General features: G+C 68.0%; 13 protein-coding genes. 8 read left to right on the top strand and 5 right to left on the bottom strand.

The window, feature by feature from the left end; translation table 11 throughout:
• Positions 1 to 9: 9 nt before the first annotated feature.
• Positions 10 to 408, bottom strand: a complete 399-nt coding sequence (locus AB7878_RS12165) for an endonuclease domain-containing protein (RefSeq protein WP_369494624.1) — start codon at positions 406 to 408, stop codon at positions 10 to 12.
• Positions 409 to 458: 50 nt separating this feature from the next.
• Complete coding sequence (gene hppD, locus AB7878_RS12160; RefSeq protein WP_369494623.1) at positions 459 to 1,553, bottom strand: 4-hydroxyphenylpyruvate dioxygenase; 1,095 nt, start codon at positions 1,551 to 1,553, stop codon at positions 459 to 461.
• 265 nt (positions 1,554 to 1,818) lie between these two features.
• Between hppD and AB7878_RS12155 the strand changes: the two genes are divergently transcribed.
• Positions 1,819 to 2,283 carry a MarR family winged helix-turn-helix transcriptional regulator gene (locus AB7878_RS12155; protein ID WP_369494622.1) on the top strand — a complete coding sequence of 155 codons (465 nt, stop codon included), beginning with the start codon at positions 1,819 to 1,821 and terminating at the stop codon, positions 2,281 to 2,283.
• A gap of 201 nt (positions 2,284 to 2,484) precedes the next feature.
• Here the strand turns inward: AB7878_RS12155 and AB7878_RS12150 are convergent, their stop codons facing one another.
• Together AB7878_RS12150 and AB7878_RS12145 are read right to left on the bottom strand one after the other, a co-directional pair.
• Positions 2,485 to 3,987 carry a peptide MFS transporter gene (locus AB7878_RS12150; protein WP_369494621.1) on the bottom strand — a complete coding sequence of 501 codons (1,503 nt, stop codon included), beginning with the start codon at positions 3,985 to 3,987 and terminating at the stop codon, positions 2,485 to 2,487.
• A gap of 174 nt (positions 3,988 to 4,161) precedes the next feature.
• A complete protein-coding gene (locus AB7878_RS12145; RefSeq protein WP_369494620.1) occupies positions 4,162 to 5,010 on the bottom strand; it encodes a tryptophan 2,3-dioxygenase in 849 nt (282 codons plus the stop codon).
• Between the two features lie 273 nt (positions 5,011 to 5,283).
• On the opposite strand from AB7878_RS12145, the gene pdhA reads away from it, so the two are divergent.
• From pdhA to AB7878_RS12120, 5 genes are all read left to right on the top strand, one after another.
• Positions 5,284 to 6,384 carry a pyruvate dehydrogenase (acetyl-transferring) E1 component subunit alpha gene (pdhA, locus tag AB7878_RS12140; protein ID WP_369494619.1) on the top strand — a complete coding sequence of 367 codons (1,101 nt, stop codon included), beginning with the start codon at positions 5,284 to 5,286 and terminating at the stop codon, positions 6,382 to 6,384.
• Between the two features lie 3 nt (positions 6,385 to 6,387).
• Positions 6,388 to 7,368: an alpha-ketoacid dehydrogenase subunit beta gene (locus AB7878_RS12135; RefSeq protein WP_369494618.1), complete on the top strand. Its 981-nt coding sequence runs from the start codon at positions 6,388 to 6,390 to the stop codon at positions 7,366 to 7,368.
• Between the two features lie 161 nt (positions 7,369 to 7,529).
• Complete coding sequence (locus AB7878_RS12130; protein ID WP_369494617.1) at positions 7,530 to 8,894, top strand: dihydrolipoamide acetyltransferase family protein; 1,365 nt, start codon at positions 7,530 to 7,532, stop codon at positions 8,892 to 8,894.
• Between the two features lie 817 nt (positions 8,895 to 9,711).
• Positions 9,712 to 10,173, top strand: a complete 462-nt coding sequence (locus AB7878_RS12125) for a YehS family protein (protein WP_369494616.1) — start codon at positions 9,712 to 9,714, stop codon at positions 10,171 to 10,173.
• Between the two features lie 136 nt (positions 10,174 to 10,309).
• Positions 10,310 to 10,798 carry a DUF456 domain-containing protein gene (locus tag AB7878_RS12120; protein WP_369494615.1) on the top strand — a complete coding sequence of 163 codons (489 nt, stop codon included), beginning with the start codon at positions 10,310 to 10,312 and terminating at the stop codon, positions 10,796 to 10,798.
• Here the strand turns inward: AB7878_RS12120 and trhA are convergent.
• Positions 10,795 to 11,457 carry a PAQR family membrane homeostasis protein TrhA gene (trhA, locus tag AB7878_RS12115; protein WP_369494614.1) on the bottom strand — a complete coding sequence of 221 codons (663 nt, stop codon included), beginning with the start codon at positions 11,455 to 11,457 and terminating at the stop codon, positions 10,795 to 10,797. The two genes, AB7878_RS12120 and trhA, sit on opposite strands and share 4 nt — an antisense overlap.
• 376 nt (positions 11,458 to 11,833) lie before the next feature.
• Here trhA and AB7878_RS12110 point away from each other — a divergent pair, with 376 nt between their 5' ends.
• Complete coding sequence (locus AB7878_RS12110; protein WP_369494613.1) at positions 11,834 to 12,484, top strand: energy transducer TonB; 651 nt, start codon at positions 11,834 to 11,836, stop codon at positions 12,482 to 12,484.
• Between the two features lie 186 nt (positions 12,485 to 12,670).
• Positions 12,671 to 13,249, top strand: coding sequence for a cupin domain-containing protein (locus tag AB7878_RS12105; RefSeq protein ID WP_369494612.1), 579 nt, complete (start codon positions 12,671 to 12,673; stop codon positions 13,247 to 13,249).
• Positions 13,250 to 13,256 lie beyond the last annotated feature (7 nt).

Genomic DNA, 13,256 nt, shown 5'->3' with positions numbered 1-13,256 from the left:
CTTCCGCTTTCAAAGCCCCTCTCCCGCCGGGAGAGGGGTTGGGGTGAGGGTTCGATTTTCCGCGGCGCTGAGGATCGCTTCGAGCACCGCATCCGTCTGTTGCAGGACGTCGTTGTCCCAGTAACGCAAAACCTTCATGCCCTGCGCTTCGAGAAATCGGGTGCGCGCGTGGTCGACCACTTCATCATGCTGCGAGCCGTCCAATTCCACGACCAGTTTCTTCGCTGCGCAATAGAAATCCACAACGTAAGGCGGTATGGGGTGCTGCCGGCGGAATTTCAGGCCATTCAAGCGGCCGGCGCGAAGGTGATACCAGAGCCCAAGTTCCGCTTCCGTGGCCGACCTGCGCAGTTCGAGCGACTGCTCATGCGTTCGTGTCGGCAAAGGCGGATTGTTGCGTCCTGGCATCACCGAACCCTCTCCCCCACCCCTCCCCCGGAGGGGGAGGGGCTCAAAGGTCAAAGCACGCCGCGCTTCATCTGGTCGCGCTCGATGCTCTCGAACAGCGCCTGGAAGTTGCCTTCGCCGAAGCCTTCATTGCCCTTGCGCTGGATGATCTCGAAGAAGATCGGGCCGATCGCGTTCTGGGTGAAGATCTGCAGCAGCAGGCGCTGCTTGGTCTCCGCGTCGGCATCGATCAGGATCTTGTTCTTCGCCAGGCGCGGCACGTCCTCGCCGTGGTTGGGGATGCGCAGGTCGATCACGTCGAAGTAGGTATCCGGCGTGTCGAGGAACTCCACGCCCTGCGCGCGCATCGCTTCCACCGTGTCGTAGATGTTGTCGGTGAAGCAGGCGATGTGCTGGATGCCCTCGCCCTTGTAGGCGTCGAGGTATTCGTTGATCTGGCTCTTCGGGTCGGTGGACTCGTTGAGCGGGATGCGTACGACGCCGTCCGGCGCGGTCATCGCCTTCGAGACCAGGCCGGTCTTGGCGCCCTTGATGTCGAAGTAGCGGATCTCGCGGAAGTTGAACAGCTTCTCGTAGTAGGCCGACCACTTGGCCATGTTGCCGTAGTACAGGTTGTGCGTGAGGTGGTCGATGAAGGTGAGGCCGTAACCCTTCGGGTTGGCCGCGGCGCCCTCGACCGGCGCGTAGTCGTCGCCGTAGATGCTGCCCTTGTCGCCGTAACGGTCCACCAGGTACAGCATGCAGTCGCCGATGCCCTTTATCACCGGGGCATCCACCGCCTTGCTGGCGGCCTTGTGCTCCACCGCCTCGCCGCCGTTCGCCAGCACCGCGTCCAGCACCGTGCCGGCGGGCCTGGTGAAGCGGATCGCGAAACCGCAGGCGCTGGGGCCGTGCTTCGCGGCGAAGTCGGCGGCGAAGGAATCCGGATCCTCGTTGACCAGGAAGTTCACGTCGTTCTGGCGGTACACCGTGATCGGGCGGCGCTTGTGCTTCAGCACCGCGCTGAAACCCATCCGGCGGAACAGCGCGTGCAGCTCGTTCGCGCGGCCGGCCGGGGCGGCGAATTCGACGAACTCGAAACCGTTGATCCCCATCGGGTTCTCGAACGTGGTGACCTGCATGCCGAGGTTGGGCTGGGCGTTCATGGGATCTCTCCGACGGGCTACGATGGGGGACGAACCGCGCTGCCATGCATGCTTTCGCACAATGCGCGCTAAATTGATGCCTGATCTTGGTGAAAAGTGCGGCCATGGATGGCTCTGCACACCCCGCGCTGCCCGCGCATCACATCCAGCGCGTGCTTTTCGTGAGGAGTGCGGCCAAGGATGGCCGCTCACTTGATCTTCGCGATCATGGACGATCGCACTAGTTATAGTTTCAACTGTAACCATTTGCAAGGAACACCGCAGCATGCCCGCCGGACGCCACCCCGACCACGCCCCGCTGGAACTGGAGCGCTTCGTGCCCTACCAGTTGTCGATCGTGTCGAACACGGTCAGCCAGGCTATCGCCGACGACTACCAGGCGCGCCATGACCTGGGCGTCACCGAATGGCGGGTGATGGCGGTGCTGGCGCGCTTCGACGGCCTCTCCGCCCGCGAGGTGGCCGAGCGCACCGCGATGGACAAGGTGGCGGTGAGCCGCGCGCTGGCACGGCTGGTCGCCGCCGGCCGCGTGCGGCGGCACATCCACGCCGACGACAAGCGCCGTTCGGTGCTGGGCCTCACCGCCGCCGGCTGGAAGATCCACGACGAGGTGGCGCCGATGGCGCGGCAGCGGGAGCGGGAGTTGCTGGCCCGATTGGCACCGGAGGAGCAGGACTGGCTGCTGCGCATCCTCGCCAAGCTGATGCCGCAGGACGACCGCGGGAGCTGAGCGGGCCATTGTCGATATCCCGGGATCTCGCCGCCCGCGACGCCAGCATCCCGCGAAAGCCAAAGCCTTTATCGATGTCCCGGGACAGGGCTTCTGCCCTGCCCGGGACTCGCCTTGCCCGGGCGCAGCCCGGGCAAGGCTGCGTCATGCGCGCATCCGCGCGCATGACGACGGGCCATCCATGGCCCGGTTCGGCTCCGGTCACTTCACGCCGTGCATCAGGCGGTTCACCAGCGGCGCGATCAGCAGCAGCAATACGCCGGCGCCCAGCAGCAGCCAGAAGCTGAAGGTGAAACCGTCCAGCGCCGCGGCAGCAGTCAGCCCGTGTTCGCCGGCGACACGGCTGGCGAACAGGCCGGAGAGGTTGCCGCCCACCGCCAGCGACAGGAACCAGCCGCCCATCGCGAAGCCCACCAGCTTCGGCGGCGCCAGCTTGGTCACCATCGACAGGCCGATCGGCGACAGGCACAGCTCGCCCAGCGTCTGCATCACGTAGCACAGCACCAGCGGCCAGAACGGGATCAGGCCGTTCGCGCCGAGCAGCTTCGCCAGCGCGTACACCAGCACCAGGAAGCCCAGCGCGTTGAACAGCAGACCGAAGCCGAACTTGCGCGGGATAGACGGCTCGCGGCGACGCCGGTCCAGCCAGCCCCACACCAGCGCCACCAGCGGCGCGAACACGATGATGGCCAGCGGGCTCACCGACTGGAACCAGCCCACCGGGAACGTCCAGCCGCCGAACATCCGGCGGTCCACCAGGTTCTCGGCGAGGAAGTTGAACGTGGTGCCGAGCTGGTAATAGAACATCCAGAACAGCACGTTGAACGCGAAGATGATCAGCATCGCGATCACCCGGTGCGTCTGCACGCGACCGTGCCGCGCCGCCTCCACCAGCAGCATCGCGGCCACCACCACGAACAGCAGGCCCAGCACCCACTGCAGGCCGGTCGCGCCGATGCCGGAAAGCAGCCAGTACACCACCGGCACCGCCACGATCACGCCCGCGAACACCCACAGCACGCGCAGCCGGCTCTCCGCGCCCGGCAGCGGCCGGCCCACGCCCTTCAACTGGCGCCGGCCGAACCAGAACCACAACAGGCTCAGCAGCATGCCCACGCCGGCGGCGAGGAACACCAGCCGGTAGTTCTGCTCCAGCGGCGTGTCGGTGAAATGCGCGGCCATCCAGCCGGTGAGCAGCGGGGCCACCAGTGCGCCCGCGTTGATGCCCATGTAGAACAGCGTGAAGCCGCGATCGCGGCGCGGATCGTCGCGGCCGTAGAGCTGGCCCACCATCGAGGAGATGTTCGGCTTGAACAGCCCGTCGCCCACGATCACCAGCGCCAGTCCCTGCAGCAGCATCAGGCGCGACGGCACCACCAGCACGAACAGCCCCGCCGCCATCACCGCGGCACCGAGCAGGATGGTGCGCTGGTAGCCGATCAGCTTGTCCGCCACCCAACCGCCGAAGATGCCGGTGCCGTAGATCAGCGCGGTGTACGAACCGAAGATCGCGCTGGCCCAGGCCTGGCCCGAGCTGTCGCCGTGATAGAACTGCGCCACGATGTACAGCGCCAGCGCCCAGCTCACGCTGTAGAACGCGAAGCGCTCCCAGAACTCGGTCATGAACAGCATCCACAGCGGCCGCGGATGGCCGAGCAGCTGCGGATAGTCCGGCGCGGCGCCGGCGGTGGCGGATGGATTCATGCGGTTCCCCGGCAACAGTAGGCGCCGCATGGTAGCGCGGACGGGCGCCTCTCCCGTATTCGCGCCTGCCGCTACCTCACGGGTAGGAGCGCACCCTGTGCGCGATGAAGCTCTTTGCGAAAGGCGCCAATCGCGCACAGGGTGCGCTCCTACACAGGCGTTGGTGCGCGCAGATCAGGTGCCCAGCACCGTGCGCACTTCCAGCAGCTCGGGGAAGAAGGTGAGGTCCAGCGCCTTCTTGAGGAAACCCACGCCGGAGGAGCCGCCGGTGCCGCGGCGATGGCCGATGATGCGCTCCACCGCCTTCATGTGGCGGAAGCGCCAGAGCTGGAAGCTCTCCTCGATGTCCACCAGGGTCTCGCACAGGTGGAACTCGGCCCAGAACGACTCCGGCGCCTCGTAGATGCGGCGGAACACCGGCAGCAGGTCGTCGCGATGCTGCCAGGGCTGGCTGACGTCGCGCGCAAGCAGGTCCGCCGGCACCGCGTGGCCGCGCCGCGCCAGCCAGTGCAGCGCCTCGTCGTACATGCCCGGCGCGTGCAGCGTGTCGCGCAGGCCGGCCTGGATCGCCGGGTCGTGCGCGAACACCGCCAGCATGTCGGCGTTCTTGTTGCCGAGCAGGAATTCCACCGTGCGGTACTGCGCCGATTGGAAGCCGGACGACGGCCCCAGCGCGTCGCGGAACGCGAGGTATTCGTGCGGCGTCATCGTCTCCAGTACCGCCCACTGCTCGAACAGCTGGCGCTGGATCTGCTTCACCCGCGCCAGCACCTTGAGGCAGGGATCGATGCGGTCGTCGCGCAGGAACGCCAGCGCCGCGCGCAGCTCGTGGATCACCAGCTTCAGCCACAGCTCGGCCACGTGGTGCTGCACGATGAACAGCATCTCGTCGTGGTAGGGCGGGTCGGACACCGGCCGCTGCGCGGACAGCAAGGTATCCAGGTGCAGGTAGCCGGCGTAGGTCATGCGCCCCGAGAGGTCGCGCTCGATGCCCGCCTCGAGCTCGCGCTGGTTGTCCGTCATGGTCGATCGCGGCTGCCGAAAGCGTGCATGGTAACCGCTGATGACGCCCGACCCGCAGACGCGGCCGCGGCGCCACTTTTTGCGATGCGCCGTACCCGCCCGCATGCTGCGGCGTACCTTGCGACGCAACATGCCCGCCTGCTATCTATGTACGGCTTTTCCCGGCCGTTTTGGTCGCCACGGCGGTCGTCCGGCCAGGGATCTTCAGCGCGTCAGGCCCCGCTGGATGGGCCGCCGCCCCCACTTCCCCATTCGTCCAAACGGGAGCGAGTCGTGTCCATCGCCGCCAAGTTCGAAATCGAATACCTGCAATACCTCGATGCCGAGGGCAAGCAGGTTCGCAAGGATCTGCCCGCCTTCGCCAAGGATCTCGACCACATGGTCGAGCTGTACAAGCTGATGCTGTCCACCCGCGTGTTCGACGCGAAGTCGGTGGCGCTGCAGCGCACCGGCAAGCTGGGCACCTACGCCAGCTGCCTCGGCCACGAGGCCGCGCACGTCGGTATCGGCAGCGCGATGCGGCCGGAAGACGTGTATGCGCCCAGCTACCGCGAATACGGCGCCCAGCTGTACCGCGGCGTGCAGCCGCGCGAGGTCTACATGTACTGGGGCGGCGACGAGCGCGGCAACGACTACCAGAAGGAACCGGCGCGCCACGACTTCGCGTGGTCGGTGCCGATCGCCACGCAGTGCCTGCACGCGGCCGGCTCCGCGCTGGCGTTCAAGATCCGCGGCGAGAAGCGCGTGGCGGTGTGCACGATCGGCGACGGCGGTTCGTCCAAGGGCGACTTCTACGGCGCGATCAACATCGCCGGCGCGCAGAACCTGCCGCTGGTGGCGGTGATCGTCAACAACCAGTGGGCGATCTCGGTGCCGCGCAAGATCCAGTCCGGCGCGCCCACGCTGGCGCAGAAAGGCATCGCCGCCGGCCTGTACTGCATCCAGGTGGACGGCAACGACATCATCGCCGTGCGCAAGGCGATGGAGGACGCGCTGGAGCGCGCCCGCAACGGCGAAGGTGGCAGCGTGATCGAGGCGGTGACCTACCGCCTCGGCGACCACACCACCGCCGACGACGCGCGCCGCTACCGCGGCGAGCAGGAAGTGAAGGACGCCTGGGCGAAGGAGCCGATGAAGCGCCTGCGCAACTGGCTGGTGGACAAGGGCGTCTGGGATGACGCCAAGGAAGAGGCCTGGAAGGCCGAGTGCGACGAGTGGATGGACAACGAGGTGAACGCCTACCTCGAGACCAAGACGCAGCCGGTGACGGCGATGTTCGACTACACCTTCGCCGAAGTCCCCGCCGATCTCGCCAAGCAGCGCGATTACGTCCTCTCGCTTGAAACCCAGCTCGAATCCAAGAAGGGCCACTGAGTCATGGCACAGATCACTCTCATCGAAGCCGTCACCCAGGCGCTCGCCTACGAGATGAAGCACGACGACTCCGTCGTGGTGCTGGGCGAGGACGTGGGCGTCAACGGCGGCGTGTTCCGCGCCACCCAGGGCCTGCAGGAAAAGTTCGGCGAGCTGCGCGTGCTCGACACGCCGCTGGACGAGACCACCATCGCCGGCGTCACCGTGGGCATGGCCGTGCAAGGCATGAAGCCGGTGGCCGAGGCGCAGTTCGAAGGCTTCATCTACCCGATGATGGAGCAGATCGCCTGCCACGCCGCGCGCATGCGCAACCGCACCCGCGGCCGTCTTACCGTGCCGGCGGTGTGGCGCGCGCCATGGGGCGGCGGCATCCGCGCGCCGGAGCATCATTCGGAAGCGAACGAGCATCTGTTCACCAACATCCCCGGCCTGCGCGTGGTGCTGCCGTCCTCGCCCGCGCGCGCCTACGGCCTGCTGCTGGCTGCGATCCGCGATCCCGATCCGGTGATCTTCCTCGAACCCAAGCGCATCTACCGCCAGTACAAGGAAGAGGTGCCCGACGACGGCGAGGCGCTGCCGCTGGACGTGTGCTTCGTGCTGCGCGACGGCACCGACGTCACCCTGGTGACCTGGGGCGCGCAGGTGAAGGAAACGCTGGAAGCCGCCGACGAACTCGCCACGCAGGGCATCAGCGCCGAAGTGATCGACGTGGCCACGCTCACCCCGCTGGACTTCGACACCATCGCCGAATCGGTGCAGAAAACCGGCCGTTGCGCGATCGTGCACGAAGCCCCGAAGACCGCCGGCTTCGGCGCCGAGATCGCCGCGCGCGTGGCCGAGGAATGCCTGTACGACCTGCTCGCCCCGGTCGAACGCGTCACCGGCCCCGACACGCACATCCCGCTGTTCCGCCTGGAAATGAAGTACCTGCCCAGCGTGGAGCGCGTGGTCGACGCGGCGAAGCGTACGCTGGCGGTGTCGTAATCCCGAAAGTCTCAACCCACACGGTCGTCATTCCCGCGAAAGCGGGAATCCATCCTGACCTTACGCACCAGAGCACAATGGATTCCCGCCTTCGCGGGAATGACGGCCAAAAATTCGAGAGCGACGGGCAGCACCGATCGCACAGACAACGGAATACCACCATGGCTGATATCAAGACATTCCACCTGCCCGACCTCGGCGAAGGCCTGCCCGACGCCACCATCGTCGAGTGGCACGTGAAGGAAGGCGACTACATCAAGCTCGATGCACCACTGTGCTCGATGGAAACCGCCAAGGCGGTGGTCGACGTGCCCTCGCCCTATACCGGCACAGTGAAGAAGCTCCACGGCGCGCCCGGCGACATCATCGAGACCGGTGCCGCGCTGGCCGACTTCGAGCCCGATCCGAACGCCAAGCAGCGCGCCGAGGCGGAGGCCACCGGCCACCACCACGGCCCGAAGAAGGCCGAGGCGCCCGCTCCGGCGCCAGCTCCCGCACCGGCGGCCAAGGCCGCCACCGCCGACCGCGAGGACGAAGGCACCGTGGTCGGCGCGATGGTCAGCGGCAGCCACGTGCACGTCGAGCAGGCCGCCAGCATCGGCGGCGTGAAGGCGGTGCCCGCAGTGCGCGCACTCGCGAAGAAGCTCAAGGTCGACCTCGCCCGCGTGCGCCCCACCGGCGCCGACGGCGTGGTCACCATGAAGGACGTGAAGGACGCCGCCGCCAACGGCAGCGCCCCGCTGGGCGCCGCCCCGGCCCGCGCCGTGCCCGCCTCCGCCGGTCGCCACCTGGCGCCGGAACTGCCCGAGCCCGGCCCGGCACCGAGCCGCACTGCCGTGTCGCTGGCCGGCAAGGCCGTGCGCACCGCGCCGCCGTCGCAGCAGGCCAGCGGCCAGCCCGAGCAGCTCAAGGGCGTGCGCCGCAACATGGCGCGCGTGATGGCCGACGCGCATGCGCAAGTCGTGCCGACCACGCTGGTGGACGATGCCGACCTGCACGCCTGGATCGGCAAGCAGGACATCACCGCCCGCCTGATCCGCGCCATCGTCGCCGCCTGCAAGGCCGTGCCGGCGCTGAACGCCTGGTTCGACGGCAAGAACCTCACGCGCACGATGCATCCGCAGGTGGACATCGGCATCGCCGTGGACACCGAGGACGGCCTGTTCGTGCCGGCCCTGCGCAACGCCGACGTGCTCGACGGCGCCGGCATCCGCGCCGCGATCAAGCGCCTGCGCAGCTCGGTGGAAGATCGCTCCATCCCGGCGTCGGAACTGTCCGGCTACACCATCAGCCTGTCCAACTTCGGCATGTTCGCCGGCCGCTACGCCACTCCGGTGGTGGTGCCGCCGACTGTCGCCATCATCGGCGCCGGCAAGCTGTGCCACGACGTGGTGGCAGTGATGGGCGGCATCGAAGTGCATCGCCGCATGCCGATCTCGCTCACCTTCGACCATCGCGCGGCTACCGGTGGCGAGGCGGCGCGCTTCCTCAAGGCGCTGCTGGATGATTTGGCGCTGCCGAACTGACGCGGCTTGAATGATGGGGCGCCTGCGGGCGCCCCATTTTTTTGCGGAATCGCTAGCGCATGTCGCCTGCCGCTAACGACAGAGCGGTTTCGGCCGCCTACCGGCGCCCGAGTCACTTTCTCTCGCGTGCCCGAGAGAAAGTAACCAAAGAGAGGGGCACCCCGATGGCGCGCCCTCCAGGCATCCTGCCTTCCGGGTGCGCGGGTGGGTGGCGGGGCTTTTCGACGGGACTCCTGTCCCGGCGAAAAACTGGCTCGCATCCCTGCGAGCCATCCTGAGGACTTTCCGCCCCCCACCCGCCGCGCCATAGGGGCCCCGGGTAGCGCAGCGCGCTCCCAGCGCGCAGAAGCAAAACCCCCACCCCAGCCCTCCCCTGCACGCAGGGGAGGGGGACCGGTGAGCTGCAAGCTCGCGGCGCTCTGCTGTTGCTGTTGCTTCTGGCGCGCACGATGCGCACCCGCTCTTCCGGGGCCCCTGGACGGCGGTGAGGCGGGGACGATCAAGCCGCGCAGCGGGCGAGGCCAGGGATGGACTCGCCTTTTCGCGCGGGCAGGAGCCCGCTCGAAAAGCCCGGCCACGCCTCACGGACTTGCCGGACAGGATGCCCGGCAAGCGCCAACCGGGGTGGCCTTCTCTTTGGGTTACTTTTCTCTTGGCCACGCAAGAGAAAAGTAACTCGGCCACCGACAGGTGGACGAAACCGCTTTGAATCTTACGAACACCAAGAAGCAAAGGCCCCTCTAGCGCCAGCGGGTGGAAGAGCAAGGACCACCACTTGATGCAAACGGTGCTCACAGCCTCCCGATAGAATGCCCCCATGATCAACAACGACGTTCTGCGCAGCGTGCGCTACATGCTCGACCTGCCCGATGGCAGGCTTCCGTCCATCGTGGCGCTGGCTGGACTGGAGGTGTCGTCGGCGGATCTCGACGCCTACCTGAAGAAAGAAGACGAGCCCGGCTACCGCGACTGCCCCGACAAGGTAATGGCGCATTTCCTCGACGGCCTGGTGGTGCACCTGCGCGGCTGCGACGAGAGCCGGCCGCCGTTGCCGGTGGCGAAGCGCGTCACCAACAACCTGGTGCTGAAGAAGCTGCGCGTGGCCTTCGAACTGCGCGACGAGGACCTGCACGCCATCCTCGCCGCGGCGGGATTCCCCCTGTCGAAGTCGGAACTCAGCGCATTGTTCCGCAAGCCCGAGCATCCCAACTACCGTCCCTGCGGCGACCAGCTGCTGCGCCACTTCCTGCGCGGCCTCACCCAGCGCCTGCGAAATTGAAGAGTGCGGCCACGGATGGCCGCCCGTTTGATTCCGCGATCAAGGACGATCGCATGGATAATGATCGAGTGCGACCGCGCTTGCCCCACCCTGTGAAATCGCGACTGCGAAAGATCGCAAAAACCGAGGCCGACGCATGCTGTTCGACATCGTGTTCTACACGCTCGGGGCGATACTGATCGTCGGCGGACTGCTCGGCGCGATCCTGCCCAGCCTGCCCGGCGTGCCGATGATCTTCGGTGGCATCTGGCTGGTCGCGGCAGTCGACAACTACCGCCACCTCGGCCTGTGGTGGCTGCTCCTGATCGGCGCGCTGGGCGCGCTGGGCGTAATCGTGGACTTCATCGCCGGCACCCTGGGTGCGAAACGCGTGGGCGCGAGCAAGCGCGCGCTGTGGGGTGCCTCGTTGGGCACCTTCGTGGGCATGTTCTTCGGCATTCCCGGCATCCTGCTCGGCCCGTTCGCCGGCGCGCTGATCGGCGAACTCAGCTCCGGCACCAGCGTGCTGCGCTCGGCCCACGTGGGCATCGGCACGTGGATCGGCCTCTTGCTGGGCGCGCTGGTGAAGCTGGTGATCTCGCTGGTGATGGTGGGGCTGTTCGGCTTCGCGATGCTGGTCGGCTAGGCGGCAACCGGCAGCACGTACAGCAGCACCGCGAAGTAGTGCAGCACGCTGCCCGCGAGCACGAAGGCGTGCCACAGCGTGTGCTGGTATGGCAGCTTGCGCCACAGGTAGAACGGCACGCCCAGGGTGTAGGCCACGCCGCCGCCGATCAGCAGCGCCATGCCGCCCGCCTGCAGGTGCGCGGCCAGCGGCTTGAACGCGAGCATGCCGATCCAGCCCATGCCCACGTAGAGCAGCACGGCGAGCTTGCGCCAGCGGCGGAACCAGCCGAGTTCCAGCATGCTGCCGACCAGCGCGAGCGCCCACACGGCGGCGAACAGGCTCCAGCCCCACACGCCCGGCAAGGCGAGCAGGGTGAATGGCGTGTAGGTGCCGGCGATCAAGAGGTAGATCGCGATGTGGTCCAGCGTGCGCAGCAGCGGCTTGGCTGTGACATTGGGAATCGCGTGGTACAGCGTGGAGGCGGTGTACAGCAGGATCAGGGTGACGCCGTACACCGCGCTCGCCGTCACCGCACGCGCATCGCCGCGCAGGGCCGCGAACGTCACCAGCACCGCGAGGCCGCCGATGCTGAGCACGATGCCCAGCCCGTGCAGCAGGCTGCTGGCGAATTCGTCGCCACGGCGGTAGCGCGGCAAGGCGGCGATGGCGGCGGTCATGGCGATTCCAGCAGACGGGGCACCGGTCTCGCACCATAGCGGCAGCGCCTGCGCTTGCCTACCGCGGCACGGGTGCTTGTCCGTTCGGTGTGCAACTGCCTCCGCGTGAATCCGCCCTTCACCCGGGCTGCACGCCGCCTCCATGCCGGCGCGCTCACGCTGCGCGGGCGGATGCACCCCCATCCCCCTGTCATCCGCATTCCGCCCCGCCTCCCCGCGGGGCTTTTTTTATGTATCGGATCGGCGTTTGGCCGTCCACTTGCGCGACCGTGGGCACAGGCATACGCTCAAGCCGCGCTTGCGACATTCCCCTCTGCACCGCGTGCAGCGTCGCCGGCGCCACAACTCAAACCCGAAAGCCGTCAGGAGGTCGCCCATGTCGTCCGCTAGCCTGGCTGTTGCCGCTCGTCCCCACCCCGAGGCCGCGCGCGTCGTCGCGCTCAGTGCGGCCATCGCGCTGAACCTCGCCGCCCTGCTGATCCTCACCCGCCCGCTGGCACCGCAGGCGCTGGCGCTGATGCACCAGCTGGTCGCGGTGCCGCAGGTGGTGTTCCTCGACCCACCGCCGAAAGTGCCACCACCCCCGGCGATCGAACTGAAGCCGCTGCCGCATCCGCCGGCCGCACCGGTGCACGTGCAGCCGCGCCCCGACGCCGTGCCGCCGGTGGTGACACCCAGCGTCGAAGGCACGCAACCGATGCCGACGGTGGCGCCGCCCAGCGCAACGCCTGCGGACACCGCCATGCCGGTCGAGGCCACCCTGGCCTACCGTTCGGCGCCGCTGCAGTTCCCCGTGCAGGCGCTGCGCCAGCACCTGCAGGGCACCGTGCTGCTGCGCGTGCTGGTGGACGAGAACGGCGCGCCGGTGCAGGTCGAGGTCGAACACGGCAGCGGCTACGCCGTGCTCGATCGCAGCGCACGCGAACAGGTGCTGGCGCACTGGCGCTTCCAGCCCGCGATGGTGAACGGCCATGCGGTGCGCGCCTGGGCACGTGTGCCGGTGAGCTTCGTGCTGCACGATTTGTGACACGACGCAGGCCCGGCGGCACACGCTGTCGACCGGGCCTTTCGCGGCCATCGCCCGTTGCCCGGCACGCCTGCCGCCCGCGCGTCGCGAACCGCGCGCGCGGGGATGCCGCAACGCCGCGCGGTCTTACGGCTGTTTAACGACACGCATGCTCCACTTGGCCGCCTTGGCAACGCCGGGTTCCCCATGGGCAAGTACACGCACAGCTTGAAGACCTTGCGCGACATCGCGCTCGAATACGGCCGCGTCGAGCTTCCCGACCTGGCCTCGATGGCGCGCGAACTCGGCAGCGTGGTGCATCGGGACGCGCCCGCGCTGTCCGCGCGACTGGCCTCGTTGCGCCGGCGCCGACGCCAGGGCGGCCGCTGGCTGCTGGCCGAGCGCGGACATCCGGCGCTGCGCGTGCTGGTGATGGCCTGCGCCCCCGGCCAGCGCATGCCGCTGCTCGACCACGCCGACCGCTGGGGGCTGGAACTCACCCTGCACGGTGCGCTGGAATGGCAGTCGTACCGGCGCGATCCGCACAACGGCGAACTGGATGCCCAGGCACGCAACTGGCTGGGCCCGGGCGACGCCAGCTGGTTCGAGCGCGACGCCGGCCTCGCGCACCGCTGCCGCAACCTGTCGCGGCACGACACCGCGTACACGTTGCACGTCTACGGCGGCGAACTGCCCGACCACCGCGCCGGCGCGGCATGCGAGGATGTGTCCGCATGGATCGCGCAGGTGCAACGCGGCACGCTCGCCGGCCAGCTGGCACCCTGACCCCCCC

The sequence above is a fragment of the Rhodanobacter humi genome (assembly GCF_041107455.1).
Classification (GTDB): Bacteria; Pseudomonadota; Gammaproteobacteria; order Xanthomonadales; family Rhodanobacteraceae; genus Rhodanobacter_A.
The sequence above is the reverse complement of the archived record's forward strand: the minus strand, read 5'-3'. Positions and strand labels throughout refer to the sequence as shown.

Coding starts and splice junctions, on each gene's coding strand:
- AB7878_RS12105 (WP_369494612.1), top strand. CDS start 12,671: ATGGGCAAGTACACGCACAGCTTGAAGACCTTGCGCGACATCGCGCTC.
- trhA (WP_369494614.1), bottom strand. CDS start 11,457: ATGACCGCCGCCATCGCCGCCTTGCCGCGCTACCGCCGTGGCGACGAA.
- AB7878_RS12110 (WP_369494613.1), top strand. CDS start 11,834: ATGTCGTCCGCTAGCCTGGCTGTTGCCGCTCGTCCCCACCCCGAGGCC.
- AB7878_RS12130 (WP_369494617.1), top strand. CDS start 7,530: ATGGCTGATATCAAGACATTCCACCTGCCCGACCTCGGCGAAGGCCTG.
- AB7878_RS12150 (WP_369494621.1), bottom strand. CDS start 3,987: ATGAATCCATCCGCCACCGCCGGCGCCGCGCCGGACTATCCGCAGCTG.
- AB7878_RS12145 (WP_369494620.1), bottom strand. CDS start 5,010: ATGACGGACAACCAGCGCGAGCTCGAGGCGGGCATCGAGCGCGACCTC.
- hppD (WP_369494623.1), bottom strand. CDS start 1,553: ATGAACGCCCAGCCCAACCTCGGCATGCAGGTCACCACGTTCGAGAAC.
- AB7878_RS12165 (WP_369494624.1), bottom strand. CDS start 408: ATGCCAGGACGCAACAATCCGCCTTTGCCGACACGAACGCATGAGCAG.
- AB7878_RS12120 (WP_369494615.1), top strand. CDS start 10,310: ATGCTGTTCGACATCGTGTTCTACACGCTCGGGGCGATACTGATCGTC.
- AB7878_RS12155 (WP_369494622.1), top strand. CDS start 1,819: ATGCCCGCCGGACGCCACCCCGACCACGCCCCGCTGGAACTGGAGCGC.
- AB7878_RS12125 (WP_369494616.1), top strand. CDS start 9,712: ATGATCAACAACGACGTTCTGCGCAGCGTGCGCTACATGCTCGACCTG.
- AB7878_RS12135 (WP_369494618.1), top strand. CDS start 6,388: ATGGCACAGATCACTCTCATCGAAGCCGTCACCCAGGCGCTCGCCTAC.